At 68.5% G+C, this 20580-nt stretch carries 15 protein-coding genes and 1 pseudogene; 9 read left to right on the plus strand and 7 right to left on the minus strand.

The window, feature by feature from the left end; all coding sequences use genetic code 11:
* The first annotated feature begins 84 nt into the window (after positions 1 to 84).
* The 3 genes from NJE57_RS17230 to NJE57_RS17240 all read left to right on the plus strand — a co-directional run bounded on the left by NJE57_RS17230 (position 85) and on the right by NJE57_RS17240 (position 3688).
* Positions 85 to 1641 carry a SulP family inorganic anion transporter gene (locus NJE57_RS17230; RefSeq protein WP_413464430.1) on the plus strand — a complete coding sequence of 519 codons (1557 nt, stop codon included), beginning with the start codon at positions 85 to 87 and terminating at the stop codon, positions 1639 to 1641.
* 62 nt (positions 1642 to 1703) lie between these two features.
* Entirely contained in the window at positions 1704 to 2900 is a 1197-nt protein-coding gene (locus NJE57_RS17235; RefSeq protein ID WP_319029755.1) for a glycosyltransferase 87 family protein, read from the plus strand.
* Positions 2882 to 3688 (plus strand): glycosyltransferase, encoded by an 807-nt coding sequence (locus tag NJE57_RS17240; protein ID WP_319029756.1) that lies wholly within the window; start codon positions 2882 to 2884, stop codon positions 3686 to 3688. The genes NJE57_RS17235 and NJE57_RS17240 overlap by 19 nt, the downstream gene beginning before the upstream one ends.
* Positions 3689 to 3725: 37 nt before the next feature.
* On the opposite strand, the gene NJE57_RS17245 is transcribed toward NJE57_RS17240, so the two are convergent.
* Together NJE57_RS17245 and NJE57_RS17250 are read right to left on the minus strand one after the other, a co-directional pair.
* A complete protein-coding gene (locus NJE57_RS17245; RefSeq protein WP_319029757.1) occupies positions 3726 to 4337 on the minus strand; it encodes a class I SAM-dependent methyltransferase in 612 nt (203 codons plus the stop codon).
* Between the two features lie 43 nt (positions 4338 to 4380).
* Positions 4381 to 5424, minus strand: coding sequence for a serine hydrolase domain-containing protein (locus NJE57_RS17250; protein WP_319029758.1), 1044 nt, complete (start codon positions 5422 to 5424; stop codon positions 4381 to 4383).
* 71 nt (positions 5425 to 5495) lie between these two features.
* On the opposite strand from NJE57_RS17250, the gene NJE57_RS17255 reads away from it, so the two are divergent.
* Positions 5496 to 7670 carry a RecQ family ATP-dependent DNA helicase gene (locus NJE57_RS17255; protein WP_319029759.1) on the plus strand — a complete coding sequence of 725 codons (2175 nt, stop codon included), beginning with the start codon at positions 5496 to 5498 and terminating at the stop codon, positions 7668 to 7670.
* A gap of 122 nt (positions 7671 to 7792) precedes the next feature.
* The gene (locus tag NJE57_RS17260) at positions 7793 to 8953 is read left to right on the plus strand and encodes a calcium/sodium antiporter (protein WP_319029760.1); all 1161 of its coding nucleotides are present in this window, start codon (positions 7793 to 7795) and stop codon (positions 8951 to 8953) included.
* A 661-nt stretch (positions 8954 to 9614) separates the two neighbouring features.
* Here the strand turns inward: NJE57_RS17260 and NJE57_RS17265 are convergent.
* Positions 9615 to 9884 carry a helix-turn-helix transcriptional regulator gene (locus NJE57_RS17265; protein ID WP_319029761.1) on the minus strand — a complete coding sequence of 90 codons (270 nt, stop codon included), beginning with the start codon at positions 9882 to 9884 and terminating at the stop codon, positions 9615 to 9617.
* A gap of 66 nt (positions 9885 to 9950) precedes the next feature.
* On the opposite strand from NJE57_RS17265, the gene map reads away from it, so the two are divergent.
* Positions 9951 to 10718 (plus strand): type I methionyl aminopeptidase, encoded by a 768-nt coding sequence (map, locus tag NJE57_RS17270; RefSeq protein ID WP_319029762.1) that lies wholly within the window; start codon positions 9951 to 9953, stop codon positions 10716 to 10718.
* A 537-nt stretch (positions 10719 to 11255) separates the two neighbouring features.
* Positions 11256 to 12425 (plus strand): iron-containing alcohol dehydrogenase, encoded by a 1170-nt coding sequence (locus NJE57_RS17275; protein ID WP_319029763.1) that lies wholly within the window; start codon positions 11256 to 11258, stop codon positions 12423 to 12425.
* 75 nt (positions 12426 to 12500) lie between these two features.
* Here the strand turns inward: NJE57_RS17275 and NJE57_RS17280 are convergent, their stop codons facing one another.
* Both NJE57_RS17280 and NJE57_RS17285 read right to left on the minus strand, forming a co-directional pair.
* Positions 12501 to 13151 (minus strand): TetR/AcrR family transcriptional regulator, encoded by a 651-nt coding sequence (locus NJE57_RS17280; RefSeq protein ID WP_319029779.1) that lies wholly within the window; start codon positions 13149 to 13151, stop codon positions 12501 to 12503.
* 25 nt (positions 13152 to 13176) lie between these two features.
* Entirely contained in the window at positions 13177 to 14850 is a 1674-nt protein-coding gene (locus NJE57_RS17285; protein WP_319029764.1) for a class I adenylate-forming enzyme family protein, read from the minus strand.
* A 169-nt stretch (positions 14851 to 15019) separates the two neighbouring features.
* Between NJE57_RS17285 and NJE57_RS17290 the strand changes: the two genes are divergently transcribed.
* A complete protein-coding gene (locus NJE57_RS17290) occupies positions 15020 to 16969 on the plus strand; it encodes an NAD(P)/FAD-dependent oxidoreductase (RefSeq protein ID WP_319029765.1) in 1950 nt (649 codons plus the stop codon).
* A 2-nt stretch (positions 16970 to 16971) separates the two neighbouring features.
* A pseudogene (locus NJE57_RS17295) lies at positions 16972 to 18104 on the plus strand (CaiB/BaiF CoA transferase family protein).
* A 36-nt stretch (positions 18105 to 18140) separates the two neighbouring features.
* On the opposite strand, the gene NJE57_RS17300 reads toward NJE57_RS17295, so the two are convergent.
* Together NJE57_RS17300 and NJE57_RS17305 are read right to left on the minus strand one after the other, a co-directional pair.
* Complete coding sequence (locus NJE57_RS17300) at positions 18141 to 19346, minus strand: cytochrome P450 (protein ID WP_319029766.1); 1206 nt, start codon at positions 19344 to 19346, stop codon at positions 18141 to 18143.
* A 57-nt stretch (positions 19347 to 19403) separates the two neighbouring features.
* Positions 19404 to 20570 (minus strand): MFS transporter, encoded by a 1167-nt coding sequence (locus NJE57_RS17305; protein ID WP_319029767.1) that lies wholly within the window; start codon positions 20568 to 20570, stop codon positions 19404 to 19406.
* Positions 20571 to 20580: the final 10 nt, after the last annotated feature.

Consider the following 20580-nt stretch of genomic DNA (forward strand, 5'->3'; position numbering starts at 1 on the left):
GGGCAAACCTCCCGTTACGGTAGGTTTCAACCCTCCCGTCACGGGAGAGTGAGTCATGACCATCCACGGTGAGGAAAACCCCTCGTGACAGCTCCCGCCCCCACGTCCGCGGCGCCCGCCAGTGCGGAGGAGGACCTCGCGCCGGTCGGCGTGATCGCCTCGTTCACGTACGCGTTCTCGTCCCCACGCCGGTTGCGTACCGAGGTGCTTGCCGGTCTGGTCGTCGCGCTCGCACTGATCCCCGAGGCCATCTCCTTCTCGATCCTGGCAGGCGTCGACCCGCGGGTGGGTCTGTTCGCGTCGTTCACGATGGCCGTGACCATCGCCTTCACCGGCGGACGGCCCGCGATGATCTCCGCCGCCACGGGCGCGATCGCCCTGGTGATCGCGCCGGTCGCACTGAACTACGGGATGGACTACTTCATCGCCACCGTGCTGCTGGCCGGCGTCTTCCAGGTGGTCCTGAGCCTGATCGGCGTGGGCAGACTCATGCGGTTCATCCCCCGCAGTGTGATGGTCGGATTCGTCAACGCACTGGCCATACTGATCTTCACCGCGCAGATCCCCCACCTGCTGGGAGTGCCGTGGCTGGTCTACCCGATGGTCGCCGCGGGCATCGGGATCATGGTGTTCTTCCCCAAGCTCTCGGCCGCGGTGCCGGCCCCGCTGATCGCGATCGTGGTGATCACCGGAGTGGTCGTGCTGTTCGGCTGGACGATGCCGAACGTGCGCGACCAGGGCGACCTGCCCGACTCGCTGCCGTCGCTGTTCATCCCCGACGTGCCGTGGACCATGGAGACGCTGCAGATCATCGCACCGTATGCCGCCGCGATGGCGCTGGTCGGGCTCATGGAATCGATGATGACCGCCAAACTCGTCGACGACATCACCGAGGTGCGCACCGACAAGACCCGCGAGGGCTGGGGCCAGGGCGTCGCCAACATCGTCACCAGCTTCTTCGGCGGCATGGGCGGCTGCGCGATGATCGGCCAGACGATGATCAACGTCAAGCAGTCCGGCGCCCGCACCCGGTTGTCCACCCTCCTGGCGGGCATCTTCGTCCTGATCCTCGTGGTGGCCCTGGGCGAGATCGTGGGCCTGATCCCCATGGCCGCGCTGGTCGCGGTGATGATCATGGTCTCGGTGGCCACGATGGACTGGCACTCCATCCACCCCCGCACCCTGCGCCTGATGCCGATCAGCGAGACAGTCGTGATGGTGGTGACCGTGGCCGCCACCGTGATCACCCACAACCTCGCCATCGGCGTCATCCTCGGTGTACTCACCGCGATGGTCATGTTCGCCCGCCGCGTGGCGCACATGACGAGCCTGGAGAAGGTCTCCGAACTCGACGTCAACCACGACGGCACCATCGACATCCGCACCTACCGCGTCCACGGAGAACTGTTCTGGGCCTCCAGCAACGATCTGGTCTACCAGTTCGACTACACCGGAGACCCCCAGCACGTGATCATCGACCTCACCGACGCCGACATCTGGGACGCCTCCACCGTGGCCACCCTCGATGCGATCACCCACAAGTACGCGGCCAAGGGCAAGAGCGTCGAGATCATCGGCCTGGACGGCGCGAGCCAGGACCGTCTGGACAAACTCTCGGGCAATCTGGGCGACGGCCACTGACCCCGCGGAGTCCACCCCGCACCGACCGCCCCGACCTACGACGCCAGAGAAGAGACCCCGCGATGCGCAGACCCCCGACCACGGCCCGCACCGTCAGTCTGGCCGCGGGTCTGGTCCTGAGCGCGGTGGTGACCGTGGTGTTCATGGTGCAGGCCGTGCTCGGGTTCATGCTGGATCTGCAGGTGTTCCAGGACGCCGGAAGGGCCCTGCTGTCGGGTCAGGACCTGTACTCGGAGGACTTCCCCACCCGCTCGGGGTTCAGATTCATCTATCCGCCTTTCGCCGCGATCGCGTTCATCCCGCTGGCCCCACTGGGACCCCTCCTCGCCCAGATCGCCTGGACGGCCGCCACCATCGCCGCGACATGGGCGATCCTGGCGATGGCGGCCACCCGCCTGCAGCTGGGCGGCGCGAAGACCGTGGCGCTCGCCCTGACCGGGGTGGCACTAATACTCGAACCGATCCGCGCGAACCTGGGATTCGGCCAGATCAACGTCTTCCTGTTCCTGATCGTGACCGCCGACGTCCTGGGCTTCACTCCCCGCCGTGTCCGTGGCGTCCTGGTCGGCCTGGCCGCCGGGATCAAGATCACCCCGGCCGCGTTCGCCCTGATGTACCTCGTCCGCAGAGACTGGGCGTCGCTGGCCCGCGCCGTGGCGACCGTGATCGGCACCGTCGCTCTCGGCCACCTCGTCCGACCGGCCGCCTCCCGGTATTTCTGGACCACCGAGTTCTTCCTCACCGACCGCGGCGGCCCACCCGGATTTGTGCCCAATCAGGCACTGAGCGGCCTGTTGTCCCGGGCGGAGGTGTCGAGTTCTGCGCTGGACCCGGCCGTCTACGGCTTCTTCCTTCTCGTCGCGGTAGCCGCCACCTGGGGTTCCTGGCGCCTGGCCCGAGACGGTCGCTCGGTGGACGCTCTGCTGCTGATCTCCCTCGGCGTCTTCATCGCCACACCGGTCGCCGTCACCCACCACTGGTCGGGAATGCTCATCGCCCTACCCTTGCTGCTGGCCGCACGCGCGCTCCCGGTACGCCTGGCGCTGGCCGCCCTCGTGCTGGCCCACCTGATCGGAACCCACCATGCCTACTCCCTGACGGCCCTGGACCCCGCCGCCGGCCTCCTGCAATGGCTCATCGGCAACGCCCAGGGACTGACCGGCATCGCCGCGTTCCTCGTCCTTCTCGCCGACTCCGCCCGACCGCCCCGCCCAGACAAGAACCGACCCCGAGGACCTCGATGCGCGATCCCGAACTGACCGTCCTTGTCACCGTCTACGACAAGATCTCCCCTGCCCACCTGCGTGCCTCGCTGGCCAGCATCCACAGCCAGACCGTGGAACCGGCCGACATCGTGGTCGTGGAGGACGGGCCCCTACCGGCAGCGCTGCGAGCGGTCCTGGACTCCAGTCCCGATCTACGTCGGTTCTCCCTACCCAGGAACCTCGGTGCCTCCGCAGCCTCACAGCGCGGCCTCGAGGAGGTCCGCACCAGGTGGCTCGCCCGCCAGGACGCCGACGACATCTCCCTGCCCCACCGCTTCGAACGCCAACTCGACCGTGCCCGCGCACTGGAGGTCGACGTCCTGGGCGCCGCGGTACTCGAGTTCGACACCGACCCGGAAGAGCCCAGGGCCCTGCGCGCCCTTCCCACCACCCACGAGACGATCCGTCGCTACGCCCGCATCAACAACCCGGTCAACAACCCCACCCTCCTGGCCCGCACCGACGCCATCCGCGCCGTGGGCGGCTACCGGAACGTGCCCTACCAGGAGGACTACGACCTCATGATCCGGTTGCTCGGGGCCGGCTACCGCTTCTACAACCTGCCCGAACCGCTGGCAAAGTTCCGCGTCACCGACGAGCAGTTCACCCGCAGGAAGAGTCGCGAACTCACCGCTTCCGAACGCACCATCCAACGCACTCTCGTCGCGAGCGGTCTGGTGTCCCGGCCCCGCGCCGTGGCCAACTACGTCGCCCGTACCGCCTACCGACGCCTACCGGCGACCGCGATGATCGCCGCATACCGCCGCCTGTTCCACCGTTGACCACCAGGGGTGGCGCCGATGGTCCTCACGCGGCTTTTCACCCGCGCACGAGCACCGAGACCATGAAGCCACTGCCCTCCCCGAACGGCCTGAGGTCCCACGTCGACCACCGCTGCTCCAGCCGGAGCCCGGCGTCGTCAGCATCCGCGTCGAACTCCTCGCGAGACCATCCGCGGTCGAGCCCGAAACCCACGACAAGTCGCCCGGGCAGGCTCTCGGCGTCGTCGTCGGCCGTCACCAGCCGCGCGGCGAGGTTGGCCAGCACGCGGCCACGGTCGGCGGGGTCGACGAACGCCAGCACGTTGCCGGCCGACACCGCCAGGTCGAACGGCCCGGACGCCCAGCCGTCGTCGGCCAGATCGGCGACCTCCCAGGTGGCACCAGGGCACAACTGCCCCGCCCGCTCGACCAGGTGCGGATCGAGGTCGACGCCGGTGACCCGGTGCCCGCGCTCGTGCAGGTAGGCGCCCGTGCGGCCCTGCCCGCACCCCACGTCGAGGATCCGGGCGCCTCGCGGCGCCATCGCATCGATGAGCCGCGCCTCGCCGTCGATGTCCACGCCGTCGGCGATCATGTCGTCCCACCGTCTGGAGTACCGACGCGAGTGCTCGGGGTCGGCCTCCACGATCTGCTTCCACGTCTGCCTCATGTCTCCCAGTATGACCCCACCGTCCGCCGACCAGTTTCAGACTTCACTCCTCCAGTCGGCGCATCAGACGGAAAGCAACCGGGTCCGCGCCCCGCGTCTGGTTGACCAGCGCGAGAACCACGGTGCCGGAGTCCGGGCCGATGATCGCGATCGACCGGAACCCGCCGGTCCCGCCGTTGTGCCACAGGGTCCGACCCCACGCGCGGTGCCACCCGAGCCCCATCCGACGCGGCCCGTCCGGTGGTGTGGCCTGGGTGAGCCGGATGGCATCACCGAGCCCCGTGCTCGCCGGATCGACCTGCGCCTCGAGGAACCGCACCATGTCCGTGGCCGTGGAACGAAGCGCACCCGCGCCTGCTATCCCGGCCACGGGCCAGGGCTCGGCGGGGCGGCGACGGCTCCGGAATCCCACGGCCATCCGCTCCCGCTGATCGGTCGTCATCTGGTCGTCGACGACGGTGTCGACCATTCCGAGCGGGGCGCAGACGCGGTCTCGCACGAGCGAGAAGTAATCCAGTCCGGTCCCCGCGGTCATCGCGGTGCCGAGGAGCCCGAACCCGAGATTCGAGTACCTGGGCCTACCGAACCCGGGTGTCCGCTTGAGCCGCACGTCGCGCAGGCCCTGCAGCACGCCGTCCTCGGTCAGCCCCGCGTAGGGGTCGGCCCCGGTGCGCAGGTAGGCGAGGTTCTCCCGGAGCCCGATACGTATCGGTGACCTCGGGAGACCGGACGTGTGGGTCGCGAGGTGCTGCAGCGTGATCTGCACCCCGGCCCGACTCGGGACCTCCACTCCGGCCGGGAGGAGCTCGCGAACCGGGGTGTCCAACCGCCACTCCCCGCGGACCACGCCGTCGGCGAGCAGGAGCGCGGTGAAGGTCTTGGTGATCGACCCGATCTCGAACAGGGTGCCCGCGTCCGGGACCTCCCCGTGGCCGTCGTCGCCGCCCGAGGCGATCGACACGTCGCCCTTCGGGCCGCCACCCACTACGAGCCCGACCCGCCGTCGCGCCAGCCGTTGCGCTGCCTCCTCGACGAGTTCCTCGTGCAAACCCTTCCGCGACCCCGCCCCGCGATCCTCGCCACCCATGGACTCGAGTCAACGTCATCCGGCCCCTTTCCGCATCCCCCCTGTCGGAACGGTGGTGCACGATGGGCGTCATGGCCACTTCCCCGATCAGCCCCCCGCCCGTCGTCACCGACCGCGCGGCCCTGCGATCCCGAGCGGACGAGTTGTTGGTCGCACTCGCCGGACCGGGGGCATCGCTTCGCGAGGACCAGTGGACGGCCATCGAGGCGCTCGTGGCGGACCGCCGACGCGCGCTCGTCGTGCAGCGCACGGGTTGGGGCAAGTCGGCGGTGTATTTCATCGCGGCCCGCCTGCTGCGGGAACTCGGCTCCGGGCCCACGGTCATCGTCTCGCCCCTGTTGGCGCTCATGCGCAACCAGGTCGACGCCGCAGCGCGCGCCGGGGTCCGGGCGGCCACCATCAACTCGGCCAACATGACGGAGTGGGACGAGGTCAGGGCGTCGGTCCGCGCCGGCGAGGTGGACGTGCTCCTGGTGAGCCCGGAGCGGCTCAACAACCCCGACTTCCGCGACACCGTCCTGCCCGCCCTCGCCGCCGACGCCGGATTGGTGGTCGTGGACGAGGCGCACTGCGTCTCGGACTGGGGACACGACTTCCGACCGGACTACCGGCGTATCCGCACCCTCCTGGCCGACCTGCCCGAGGGCGTTCCGGTGCTGGCCACCACCGCCACGGCCAACGACCGCGTGGTGCGGGACGTCGCACAACAGCTGGGGGTGGGAGAACGTCCGGGCGGCTCCGATCTGCCGGGCACAGGCACGGGCGACTCGGCGGCCTCGGACACCCTCGTCCTCCGCGGCGGGCTGGACCGCGAGTCGCTGCGCCTGTCGGTGGTGGCGATCGACGACTCCGAACAGCGCGCGGCCTGGCTGGTGGAGAACCTCGAGTCCCTCCCGGGTAGCGGGATCGTCTACAGCCTGACAGTCGCGGCGGCCGAGGACATGGCTCAGCTGCTCACCTCCGCCGGTCACCTGGTGAAGGCCTACACCGGGCGGACCGACGCAGGCGAGCGCGAGGAACTCGAGCGCGCACTGCTGGACAACGAGGTCAAGGCGCTCGTCGCCACGTCCGCCCTGGGCATGGGATTCGACAAGCCGGACCTGGGTTTCGTCGTTCACCTGGGAGCCCCGCCCTCCCCCATCTCCTACTACCAGCAGATCGGCCGCGCCGGGCGTGCGGCGGATCGGGCCGAGGTGATCCTCCTGCCCGGCCCCGAGGACCGGGCCATCTGGAACCACTTCGCCTCCCTGGCCTTCCCACCCGAGGACGTGGTCCGCCGGGTCCTCGACGCCCTGGCATCGGATCGGCCGCAGTCCACCCAGGCGCTGGAACCTGCTGTGGACCTGGGCCGGACCCGGTTGGAGATGGTGCTCAAGGTGCTCGACGTGGACGGAGCGGTCCAGCGGGTCCGGGGCGGGTGGATCGCCACCGGTCGGCCCTGGCACTACGACTCCCAGCGCTACGCGGGCCTGGCCGAGGCGCGGCGGGTCGAGCAGAAGGCGATGATCGAGTACGAACGGACCGATTCGTGCCGGATGGAGTTCCTGCGGGCCCAACTCGACGACCCCACCCTCGACCCGGCCTCCGGTGGATGCGGACGATGCGACAACTGCACCGGCGATCGCAGGACCACCGCCGTCGATGACAGCGCCCTGACCAGGGCCCGCGAGGCATTGGAGCGTCCCGGTGTGGTCCTGCCTCCTCGACGCCAGTGGCCCACCGGGCTCGCCCGACTGGACGTGCCGCTGAAGGGCAAGATCGCCGACGGTCCCGCCGAGGGGCGCGCGCTGGCGCGTCTCACCGATCTCGGTCTCGGTCAGAAGCTGCGAGGCCTGCTCGCCGAACCAGACCGGGAGGTTCCGGAGTGGGTGGTCCGCGCGTGTGTGCCGGTGTTGCGCGAATGGGGTTGGGACGAACGGCCGACCGGGGTGGTGGCGCTGCTCACCGGAGAGCGTCCGTTGCTCGTGGGAAGCCTGGCCCGCGCACTCGCGCAGATGGGCCGGATGGACTATCTGGGCGAACTCACCCGCGACGCCGCCATACCCCCGGTGACCGCCCAGAACTCGGCCTACCGCGTGGCCCAGCTCTGGGGCACGTTCACCGGGCCCGAAGCCGGTGTCGACGGCCCCGTCCTGCTGGTGACGGACCTGTTCGGGACGGGGTGGACGGCAACGGAGGCCGCCCGGCACCTCCGCTCGACCGGAGCCCCCTCGGTGCTGCCCCTGGCCGTGGCCTCTGCCGGGTGAGCCGGCGATGCCGCGCCCCTGCGAGGAGTCGGGGACGTCAGAGATAATCCCCCCATGGACACAACCACAGCCGTTGCGCCCCTCCACCTGCCCGAGTGCGGATCGACCCTCCCGGATCCGACATGAGTGCTCTCACCCTGGTCGCACTGGCCTCCGGGTTCGTCCTTCTCATCGCCGGCGGCGAACTGCTGGTGCGGGGAGCCGGACGCCTGGCGGGCACACTGGGGATCTCACCACTCGTCGTGGGCCTGACGGTGGTCGCCTTCGCCACCTCCACCCCGGAACTCGCGGTGAGCGCCGACGCAGCCTTGAGCGGTCACCCCGGACTGGCGGTCGGCAACGTGGTGGGCAGCAACATCGCCAACATCCTCCTCATCCTGGGTCTCACGGCGGTGGTGGCCCCGCTGGTCGCCAAGTCCCGGATCGTTCGGGTCGACATCCCGATCATGGTGGGCTTCTCCGTCGTCCTGCTGGTGGTGGCACTCGACGGCACGATCAGCCCCCTGGACGGGCTGTTGTTGTTCGGCGGCATGGTGGCATATGTCGTGGCGACGGTGGTGGTCTCCCGCAAGCAGGGCGTCGACACCGTCGACCGGGCCGCCGCGGCGACGAACCCTCCTGCCGACGGGGGCGGAGCCGGAGCACGGTCGACGTCGTCCGACGGCGGCCGATCCCACTCGGTTCCGGGGAGTAGCGCACTGGTGATCCTCGGGGTCGCCATGCTCGTCGTCGGGGCCCGCCTGCTCGTCGACGCCGCGAGCGAACTGGCGGGGGCGTGGGGCATGAGCGACCTGGTCATCGGACTCACCGTGGTGGCCATCGGCACGTCTCTCCCTGAGCTCGCCACGAGCCTGGTGGCGGCGTACCGGGGAGAACGCGACATGGCCGTGGGGAACATCGTGGGAAGCAACGTGTTCAACATCGGCGCGGTCCTGAGCATCACCTCCTTCATCACACCCATCGAGGTCGCAGCCGGCGCCATCCGTTTCGACCTGCCCATCATGCTGGCGGTCGCGGTGGCCCTCCTGCCCATCGCCTTCACCGGAATGGCGATCCGACGCTGGGAGGGGCTGCTCTTCGTCGCCTTCTACGCCGCGTACATCGTCTACGTGGTGCTCCAGGCGGCCGAGCACGACGCACTGGATCCGTTCAGCACGGCGATGCTCTGGTTTGTCATCCCCATCACGGCGCTGTGGCTGATCGTCCTGGCCACCTACGAGCTCGGGGTGCTGCGGGGGCGGCGGCAAGCCCGGCCCCATGACGCCCCCGCAGAAGGGTGGTAGGCGAGTAAATTCGCCTTGCCCGGCACTCCCGGCCAACTCTAGCGAGACTGCACTGATCAGCTATGTACGCCGTCGGGTGCAATCCACGCGCCCATCACGGGACGACTCGCTACAGCCAGAAGTCTTGTTCCCCGAGCCTGTTCACTCCACTTGGACAGGCTGCCTGAAGGTCACGCCAGTCGTAGCACGTCAGTCCTGGCGATCGCGACCGTGCGTTGCTGCTCCAACCGAAGTCGGCGGGGGTCGGACATGAAACGCTCGAGGGCGAGGTCGTCGGGAAAATCAATCCGCTGAATCTCACATGGATCGGCATCTGACTCACGTGAGACGCGATCACGCGAGCAGACCCTCCCACCGTGTTCTGCAACGAGGGGAAGAACCCGGTCTTCGTAATTGGACAGGGCGCCTTCGCCGCCGGGATAAGGCCACAGGAGAACACAGAGTCTGACTGGCACAAGGCGACCCTAGCCACGTGCGACGGTGTCTCACTCGACGTTTATCACCTGGTGTGGGGATCGCTCCAGACAGCTTGGGACGTCTCGATTCATAGTGCGGATACAACGGTGCAAGGCCCTTTCCTTCTCACACCGCTGGCTCGCACCTGTCGTGTCAGCGTGGCTACTGCGCCGCGACGTACGACCAAGGTGTCGCGGACTCGCGACTACGGGGTCTCGACCGGCCACCGGGCGGGTCGGGATATCTCGCTCCACACCACATCCAGGGAGAGATCGAGGACGTCGGTGATCGCCGCAATCGTCGGAAAGGCCGGGGTCGCGATGCGACCCGTCTCGATCTTGCGCAGCGTCTCCGGGGAGACTCCGGCGGCCAGTGCCACGTCGAGTATCGATCGGGATCCACGCGCTGCCCGCAATAGGAGGCCGAGGCGTCGGCCGCGTTCCATTTCCACAGCGGTCAGGGGCAGTCTCACCATGCCCCTGATACTAGTACCGGTATTATATGGCCGGTATAGTTATCGGAGCGAGGCGAAGGAGGCCACATGATCGAAATACTGGACCCTCTGCAGTTGGACCGCGCCCGCAAGGCCGGTGCGCTGGTCGCGCAGATCCTTCAGACGCTGCGCCTCAGAACCCAGGTCGGCACGAACCTTCTGGACATCGATCGATGGGCCCGGTCCATGATCCACGATGCGGGGGCGGAATCTTGTTACGTCAACTACGCGCCCCGCTTCGGTCGCGGGGCATTCGGCCACTACATCTGCACGGGAGTCAACGACGCCGTGCTCCATGCACGGCCCCATGACTACCCCCTCGCCGACGGCGACCTGCTGACCCTCGATCTAGCGATACTGGTCGATGGAGTCGCCGCCGACTCCGCCGTCAGCTTCCTCGTCGGCGAGGCCAGACCCGCTCAGAGTGTCGCCCTGATCGAGGCGACCGAACGCGCCCTACGGGCGGGGATTGAGGCCGCGATCCCAGGGGCCCGTGTCGGCGACCTGGCTCATGCCATCGGATCGGTCCTCGTCAACGCCGGGTACCGGGTCAACACCGAGTTCGGCGGTCACGGCATCGGGTCGACGATGCACCAGAGTCCGCACATTCCGAACATCGGCCGGCCGGGCCGCGGCTACAAGCTCCGGCCCGGCCTGCTGATCGCCTTGGAGCCTTGGGTCATGGACGATACCGACGAGCTCACCCTCGACGCAGATGGCTGGACACTGCGTAGCGCGACAGGATGCCGGGCGGCGCATAGTGAGCACACCATCGCCATCACCTCTGCGAGCGCGGAAGTGCTCACGTTGCCGTGACCAGGTGCAGGCACCCCCAGTCGAGGCGACGTCGACTGCGAGCTCACCTACATCCGTAGATCCACACCGAGTACGACCAGGGGTTGTGGGTGACCACCGCCTCCACTGGCCCCTCCGGTCCGGGCGTCGGCTCCCCTCGGATGCGAGGGAGGCTTCAGCGACCGTGGCGGCGGACGGCTGGCCACGACGTGCGATGCAGCGACCGTGTGAAGGGCCCTCGATCGGGACCCCCCTGCACGATCAGTGGTTAGGTTCAACCTCATGACAAGCGCCGTTTCCGGCATCAGCTCGAATCTCCGCGGCCACCGGTTCACGGTGGGTGCCACCACCGCGAACGGAAACGGGTCCATTCACGCAGTACAGGGCATGAGTGACGCCAGCCATAGACATCCGTGCAGAGGTCGAACCGCGCACTCCCATTCGGACTGTGGCCCACACCACAATTCTGCTGTAGGGTAACGGTGGTTAGCCTACGACGAGACGCAGAGAACGCGTCGCGCCTGTGGGTCGAGGACTACAACGAAGGACGGTATCGCCGTGCAGTCATCACTCATCTCTCTGTCCTCCATGGACAGAGTCCACATCGGGACCCCGGTCGCGGAGGCAGCGGCCCAGGAAGCGGAGATGCTCGGCGCGGGTCGCGTCTTCATCGTCTGCAGTGGGACCCTCAATTCGCAGACCGACGAGATCGCCCGGATCATCGAGGCCCTGGGCGATCGCTTCGTGGGCCTGTTCGACGCGGTCCGACCCCATGTGCCGCGCGAGGACGTCATCGCGGCGACCCGGGTCGCCGCAGAAGTGGACCCCGACATGCTCCTGTGCGTGGGTGGCGGATCGGCGACCGACCTGACGAAGATCCTCGCGGTCACCCTTGAACACGGCATCCGTGAGACCTCCGACATGGACGCCTATCACCTGCAGGTCAATCCCGACACGTCTGTGACCGCTCCGAGCTTCTCGGCTCCGAGCATCCCCGTGGTGGTGGCGCCCACGACCCTCGCCGGAGGCGAGTTCAACGCCCTGGCGGGATCGACGGATGAGAAGAGCAACGTCAAGGAGGGTTATCTGCATCCGGCGATGACCCCGAAGGCCGTCATCCTCGATCCCGCACTCACCCGGCACACGCCGGAGTGGCTGTGGCTGTCCACCGGGGTGCGCGCCCTCGACCACGCCTTCGAGACCCTGGGCTCACTCGAGTCGAACGGCTACTACGACGGGATGGCGATGAACGCCATCCGCCTGCTGTCCGAAGGACTCGTCCGGGTGAAGGACGACGCCGGCGACCTGGAGGCCCGGCGGATGTGCCAGGTGGGTGCGTGGTCGTCGATGGTGGCGATCGTGGCGGGCCTCGACATGGGCGTCAGCCATGCTGTCGGACACGCTCTCGGTGGATCGTTCAAGGTCCCCCACGGGTACACCTCCTGCGTCATGGCGCCGTTCGCACTCGAGTACAACCGCGAGGTCAACGAGCACCGCCAGGCCCTGATCAGTGTCGCCTTCGGTGAGCCGCAGACACCCGCGCACGAGCTGGCGGATTCCCTCATCCGGCAACTCGGCATGCCGAGGTCGCTGGGAGAGGTCGGGCTGAGCGAGGACGATCTCCCCAGTCTCGCGGCCTACACCTTCAAGGACATCTGGTGTGGGACGAACCCGAACCCGATCGCTGACGCGGATGCGCTGGTCCCCGTGTTGCGGCGCGCACTCTGATCCTGCGCCACAGACTCATCTGGTCTCCCTCCACCTCAGGTGGAGGGAGACCAGTTTTTTTCGGCGCTTCGAATGTCACCGGTGTGCGGTCGGATCCCCCGTCCCGCTCTCGGCCCGCGGGCGGTGCCGGAGGATGCCGTCGACGATGTACTCCACATACGTCGCGACCAGCGCGTCGATGTCGTGGTCGTCACGGAGCCACCAGCTCACCCCGTTCATGAGGTCCAGGGCGGCCACGGCCGCACGGAGCGCATCGACGTCGTCGAACTCACCGGCCCGGATGCCCGCGGCGATCACATCGCGCACGCGCCGCTGGTAGTACTTCCGGTACTCGAGCACACGGTCACGGTGTTCGCCGGTGAGCGCCGAGAGCTCCCTCAGGCTCACCAGGTGCTCGACCCGGTTCACCGCGAGATGCCGTAGGTGAACGTCGATCAGCGAGGTGAGCCGCTCGGCCGGCGTCCCGGATTCGTCGAGGACCAGCAGATGCTCCTCGACCGGGACGCGGGTCATCTTGAGCGCGATCGCGTAGAGGATCTCCTCTTTCGAGGTGAAGTGGTTGTACAGGCTGGCGCCCTTGATGCCCACCGAGTCGGCGATTCCGCGCATTCCCGCCGAGTGGTATCCCTGCTCGGCGAAGTACTCCGCGGCCGCGGCCAGTATCGCGTCGCGCCTACTGCCGTGCAGTCCTTCCAGCCGTGCTGGAGCGGGGTCGGGCGTCGCGATACTGGCGGGCTCGGTGTTCAGCGTCTCAGTCCTTTGCGTGCTGGCTGCCCTTCGCGTGCAGGCGGCGTAGTTCTCTCTTGAGCAGCTTGCCCTGGGGGTCGGTGGGTAGCTCGTCCACGATCATGATCGCTTTGGGGACCTTATATCCTGCGAGCGCGGTCTTGCAGTGCTCTCGCAACTCCGGCCCCGACACATCGCTGCCGTCGACCGGGATCACGAAGCCGGTGACCGCCTCGGACCAGTACTCGTCCGGGAGTCCGACGACGGCGGCTCGCGCCACCCCGGGATGGGCCTGCAGCACCCGCTCGACCTCCTGTGAGGACACGTTGTACCCGCCCGTCTTGATCATGTCCTTGTTCCGGTCGAGGAAGAACATGTTGCCCTCGGCGTCGCGACGCACGATGTCACCGGTGTGGACCCAACCACCCGCGAGAACCGCGTCGGTCTTCTCGGGCTCCTTGTAATACCCCAGCATCACCGACGGGGTGCGGCACAGGAGCTCGCCGCTCTCGGAGTCGTTGCCGTCGGCGTCGACGACCCTGACCTCCAGATGGCCGACCGGCCTGCCGATCCAGGTCGGGTCCTGGTCGGGGACATCCTCGAGCCGCTTGAACCACCCGACCGATCCCAACTGGGTCAGTTCCGACTGCCCCCAGTAGGTGCCCCAGATCGACGCCGGGGCCGCGTGGTGCCAGGCGTCCACCGTTCGCGGCGAGACCTGCCCTCCGTAGGTCAGACAACGCTGGATCGTTCCCACCGTGTCGGGGCCGAAGTCCGGGTGGTCCGCCAGTGAGATGAAGAACGTCGGGGTCTGGGCCAGGACCGTGATCTGCTCCGTCTTGATCATGTTCAACGCGTCGGCGGGCGCGAGGCTGGCCGGCAGCACGAGTGTCGCGCCGAGCATGATCAGCGAGGTCAGGGAGCCGATCCCGGCGATGGTGTGGAACGGCATCACGAACAGCCAGACATCGTCGTCGAGGCACCGCAGACCCCAGGTGTACGCCGGCGCGGTGGAGATCAGGTAGTTGCGATGCGGCAGCATGACGCCCTTCGGCGCCGCCTCGGTGCCGCTCGTGTACACGATCATCGCGAGGTCGTGCTCGTCGACGTCGCTCTCGGGCTCCGTCGCCGGCGAGGACCCGAGGAGCCGCTCGAAGCTGTGGCCGGCGACCTCATCCGTGTGGTCGAGGACGACGATCTCGGGGCGGTTCTCCAGATCGGTGAGCGCCTCTTCCATCACCGGGAGGAACTCCGCGGCCACGACCACTGCCGCGGGCTCAAGGTGGGCGACCTGTTGCGCAACCTCGCCGGCCCCGAACAGGACGTTGATGCCGGAGTAGGCCGCCCCGATCTTGAGGGCGCCGTAGTAGGCGATGACCGATTCCACGCGGTTGCGCGCCATCACCGCGACCCGGTCGCCGCGGGAGACTCCGAGCCCGAGGAGCATGTGGGCGGCCCGGTTCGCGCCCTGATCGAGCTCGCCGTAGGTGGTCACGGTCCGTCCACCGTCAGGGGCGTAGGACACGATCGCGGCCTTCGCGGACCGGCTCTGCGCGTGACGGCGCAGCTGGTCGCCCAACGTCGCCCGCCCCAGCGGCGCGGCCTGGGTCGATGCCAGCGACCGGTGCCCGGAGGCCCCGCCCCCCGCGGACGGTCGTGGATCGGTGGCACTCGACTCGACACGTACCGACTGGTCCATGATTCCTCACTCTCCCGCGGGGCTGACGGCTGATGGGCTTACCGCCGTTAGTATGATGTGGCTCATACTGTCACCGCCGTCGACGAGGGTCAAGCAGAGCGAAACGATGCATCGAGCGGCAGCGCGATTGGCCTTGGCTGACGAACTAACTGCTGTTAGTCTCCGGAGTATGGCCAATGTCACTGATTCGGATCGAGCCCGACTGCGTTCGGCGGTGCGCCGGGGCAACGTCCCCACCATGCTCGCCGTCCTCCTGGAACTGACCGCGGACGAGCGGTGGATGGACCCCCGGTACCAGCCCACCCGCAGCCGCGGCATGGACGACAACTCGACCGGGGGGCTTCCGGACGAGGTCCAGGCCGAGATCCAGGAGGCGTTGGTCGAGGCCGTCGAGCGCTGGTGGGCGTCGGGACGGCCCTCACGGGGGTGGATGGAGGACGCGGACGTCGAGCGTCTCCTCAACTTCACCTGCGGTGAATCGATCCCGCCGGACTTCGCTCCGATGATGGCGGAGATAGTCAACGGCCCCCGGGCCACGCCGGCGTCCGGGAAGCGTGACGAGCGGCTCCACGCCATCGTGATCGGGGCCGGGATCGCCGGGATGCTGGCCTCGGTCGAGCTGACCCGCGCCGGGATCCCCCACGTGATCCTGGAGAAGAACGACGATGTCGGCGGATCCTGGTGGGAGAACCGCTATCCCGGCGCCGGGGTCGACACGCCGAGCCATCTCTACTCGATCACGTCGTTCCCGCACAACTGGTCGACCCACTTCGGCAAGCGTGACGAGGTGCAGGGCTACCTCGAGGATTTCGCGGAGGCCAACGACATCCGGCGCCACGTCCGCTTCCGCCACGAGGTGACGCGGGCCGAGTTCGATGACGCGGGCCAGTCCTGGAGGGTGACCGTTCGGCGACCCGACGGGGAGTCGGAACTCCTGGTGGCGCCGATCCTGATCAGCGCGGTGGGCCTGCTCAACCGTCCGAAGGTCCCGAACCTCCCGGGAATCGAGAGCTTCCGTGGCCGCATGTTCCATTCCGCCGAGTGGCCGAGCGAGCTCGACGACCCGGACGCGCTCCGGGGCAAGCGGGTGGGCATCGTCGGCGCCGGCGCCAGTGCGATGCAGATCGGTCCGGCCATCGCCGATCGGGTGGGGTCCTTGACGATCTTCCAGCGCTCGCCGCAGTGGATCGCCCCCAACGACGACTACTTCGCGACGATCGACGACGACGTCCACTGGTTGTTGGACCACGTTCCGGGATATCGCGAGTGGTACCGGGCCCGACTGTCGTGGATCTTCAACGACAAGGTGTACCCGACCCTGCAGGTGGACCCCGAGTGGCCCGAACCGAGTGCCTCGATCAACGCCGCCAACCACGGCCACCGCAGGTTCTACGAGCGCTACCTCCGGGATCAACTGGGTGACCGCGACGATCTCATCGAGGCCTCGCTGCCGGATTACCCGCCCTTCGGCAAACGGATGCTGCTGGACAACGGGTGGTACGCGATGCTGCGCAAGCCCCACGTCACCCTCGTCACGAACGGTGTCGACGCGGTGACGCCCACCGGCCTGGTCGACTCCGACGGCGTAGAGCACGAGTTGGACATCATCGTCATGGCGACGGGCTTCCACAGCGTGCGGATCCTCCACCCGATGGACATCGTCGGTCGATCGGGTCGCTCCACCAAGGAGATCTGGGGCGAGCACGACGCGCGCGCCTACCTGGGGATCACGGTTCCGGACTTCCCCAACTTCTTCATCATGACCGGCCCCAACACGGGCCTCGGCCACGGGGGCAGCTTCATCACCATCCTGGAATGCCAGGTCCGCTACATCATGGACGCCCTGGAGCTGATGCGGTCCGAGAACCTCGGCGTGTTGGAATGCCGTGCCGAGGTCAACGATCGCTACAACGAGGCCGTCGACCGGCAACACGCGCAGATGGTGTGGACTCATCCGGCGATGGAGAACTGGTACCGCAACCCGGACGGGCGCGTCGTGTCGGTCCTGCCCTGGCGGATCAACGACTACTGGTCCATGACCAACGAGGTCGACCCCGAGGACTTCCACACCGAACCGGTCCGGGCCGGGGCGGCGCAGACGGCGACGACCGGCGGCTAGGGATGCGCAGCGAGGTCACGGGGGACGTGCACGGCGGGCCTCTGTCGGGACTCCGGGTCGTCGAGATGGACGCCATCGGCCCGTTGCTGCACGCCGGACTCATGCTCGCCGATCTGGGCGCCGATGTCGTCCGCGTAGTGCGACCGGTCACGGCGGGGGCGGACGACGGGGTCGACGACGCCAACGCGGCGATGCTGCGGGGACGGACCGAGATCGCGGTCGACCTGACCAGTCCCGGCGAGGCCCGCAGCCTGCGGGGGCTGATCGGCGGTGCCGACGTGCTGATGGAGGGATCTCGTCCCGGCGTGATGGAGAAGCTCGGCCTGGGGCCCGACGTCGTGATGGAGGACAACCCGGGGCTGGTCTACGGCCGGATGAGCGGCTGGGGTCAGGACGGCCCGCTGGCACGAGATCCCGGGCACGACATCAACTACCTCGCGCTGACGGGCGCTCTCGGGCAGCTCGGCCCGGCGTCCGGCCCGCCGACACCGCCGCTGAACCTCGTCGGCAACTTCGGCGGAGGATCGATGTTCCTCCTGGTGGGCCTTCTTTCCGCACTTCACGACAGGCACCGGACCGGCCGGGGTCAGGTCGTGGACGCGGCGATGGTCGACGGAGCGAGCTCGTTGACCGGTCTCGTCCGCTCGTGGCAGCACGCCGGTCGCTGGTCCACCCGTCGAGGGACGAACCTCCTCGACGGGTCGGCGCCCTTCTACCGTGCCTACGAGTGCGCTGACGGCCAATTCATCGCGGTGGGGGCTCTCGAGGACGTGTTCTACGAGCGCTTCGTGCGGGGCATCGGACTGGATCCCGCCGACCTACCGAATCGTTGGGACAGCTCGAACCGGGAGACTCTGACCGAGATCTTCGGCCAGCGGTTCGCCTCGCGCGGGCGCGACGCCTGGGCCGAGGCCTTCGACGGTCTCGACGCCTGTGTCACCCCGGTGCTCTCGCTCGAGGAGGCGACACGCCACGACCACGCGGTACGACGGGGGCCTTCGTCGACGCGGGAGGGTTCGCGATGCCCGCCGCAGCCCCTCGGATGGACTCGTCACACGGCACGGCGCCGCGGTCGTCACGCGAGGATCTGGACTCGGCACTGGCGAGGTGGGACGTCCCCGGTCCTCTCGGCTGACCGCGGGCCGGCGCGTGGGTTCGTGACCGGTCTCGATCAGGGACGGTCCACGTTCCGGGTCCCGTCTCCCACGCTGACGGTGAGAGTCCGGAGTCGACGCACAAGGAGACTCTGGTGCCATCGGGCGTCGGAGACGTCTATCTGCAGGTCTGAGCCGTGGCCCAGGAGGAAGTCGAGGGCGGCCAGCGACTCCATCCGCGCGAGGGCTGCCCCCACACAGAAGTGGATCCCGCGTCCGAACGACAGGTGCGAGCCCTCCGCGCGGTCCGGTGTGAACTGTTCGGGCTGGTGGAAGCGGCGGTGGTCCCGGTTGGCGGTACCCCAGAGAAGGAACAGGTGGGTGCCGGCGGCGAGAGCGGTCCCGCCCAGCTCCGTGTCCCTGGTGACGTGTCGGTAGTGCCCCCGGAACGGAGCCTCGGTCCGGAGCGTCTCCTCGATGAACAGCGGACGGGACGTCGGATCCGACCGCAGGGTCGCCAGGTACTCGGGGTGCCGCCCCAGTCGCCATACCAGCGAGCCCAGGTGTCCGACCGTCGACTCGATCCCGGCCGCCACCAGTTGGACGAGGACCTGCACCGCGACGTCGTGCGTGAGGTCCCCGTCCTCCACGAGACGGGCCAGGTCACCGATCACCGAGTTCCCTCCGGCACTCCGCGCTCGGGTGAGCCCGCCGGACAGGTAGTCGACCAACTCCCCCACCGACCGGACCGACTCCTCGAGCTCGCCCGACGAGACCATCCCGTCCAGCATCCTCGTGCTGGCGAACGCCCACTCGCACAGCCTGTCACTGTCCCGCGCGGGCAATCCCATGAGTTTCGCCACGGCCGCGGACGGGAGCCGTTCGGCTATCGCCCCCACCCAGTCGATGCCACCGCCTCGATATCCCTCCGCCCACAGGTCACGCAGCTGCTGATCGATGAACGGCCGCCAGGCCCGGAGCGTGCGTGGAGAGAGGGAGGGCAGGACCAGCTTCCGGTGGGCGCGGTGCACCTCACCGTCGGCTGTGGCCAGCGCATGGACCGGGGATCCGAGCTCGGCGACGGGAAATTCCGTCACCTCCCCGTTCGGACCCACGACCATCGTCGCCGTGAGGTTGGACGAGAAATCCTCGACCCGCTCCGTCGCCTCTGCGACCAGATCCCAGGCCCGGACGGCGTAGAAGGACGACTCTGCGATCCTCTCGATCCCCGGCGACCGACGAGACGGGGCGAGCATGTCCATGACATCGTCCGCGCTCTGCATGCTGGCCACCCTCGCGCACGTGTCTCCACCACACAGCGCTTTCGACGAACCCCCTGCTCACCCGGCGGTCGCGGATGCACCCTGCGGTCCTCTGGCGATCACGATCAGCGCCATACCGCTGATCAGCGCGACCGCGGCACTCGCCAGGAGTACCGCCCCGAGGCCCAGGGACGGGATCACGGTCCCGGCGAGTGCCGGGGCGACGACCGAACTGACCGCACCCACGACCAGGCACCCGGTGAACGCGGCTCCCGCCCGATCCGGGGCCAACTCGGCGGTCCACACCGCGAGCACCGCTGATCCGGTCATGTAGCCCACACCGAAGACACCCGCGGAGATCACGGGCCAGATCAGCGAGTCGTCCGAGAAGCTCAACATCACCAGTGCGATCGCCACCGTCACCAGACACATCGCGGCCACACGGGCGCTACCCCAGCGAATCGCCATCGCCCCGGTGCCCAGGGCCACCACACCGCTACCGCCGATCACGACGTAGATCACCGGGGTCGCGAAGACCGGTAGGTCGGCGCGATCGAGAACATCGGCGGCATAGGTGAAGTAGATGATGACCACGGCGAAGTAGATCACCGAGTACGCGGCGGCGACCGGCAGCGTCCGGGCGAGCGCGGTCATGTCACCCGGGCTTCGCAGGCGGGCGTTCGGGCCGGCCCGCGGTACCAGGAGGAGGTTCGCGATCGCCGCGATCACGGCCGCCGTCGCGACACCCGCCCACACGAGTCGCCAGGAACCCTGCACGGCGAGCATCGCCAGGCCGCCGAGCACGATCAGTCCCGCGCCGGTACCGGTGGTGATCATGGCCAGCGCCCTCGGTTGGAGCCGGTCCACGGCCGTACGGGTCACGATGTCCGAGTACGGTGCCCAGACCCATCCGCCCGCGCTGCCGCACAGCACCGCGCCCACCGCGAGGAGCCCGGGCGACTGTGCGACCACCACGATCGCAGCACCCAGCGCGCCACAGACCCCGCCGACGGTCGTCGGTGCACGCGGGCCCCGACGCGCCGACAGTGGACCGGCGAGCAGCAGACCGGCGAGGTAGCCGGCGAACGTGGCACTGGCGATCAGCCCCAGCACCAGCTCCGAGAGCCCGAGCTCCTGCCGGATGTCCGGAAGTGTCAGTCCGTAGACGTATCTCGCCATGCCGAACGCGACCCCGACCACCGCTGCCCCGGCGATACCGATCCTGGCGGCGGACCTCGTCGACATGTCAGAGCCT

Origin of the sequence: Dietzia sp. PP-33, from assembly GCF_033790845.1 — a bacterium.
In the GTDB taxonomy this organism is placed as follows: Bacteria; Actinomycetota; Actinomycetes; order Mycobacteriales; family Mycobacteriaceae; genus Dietzia.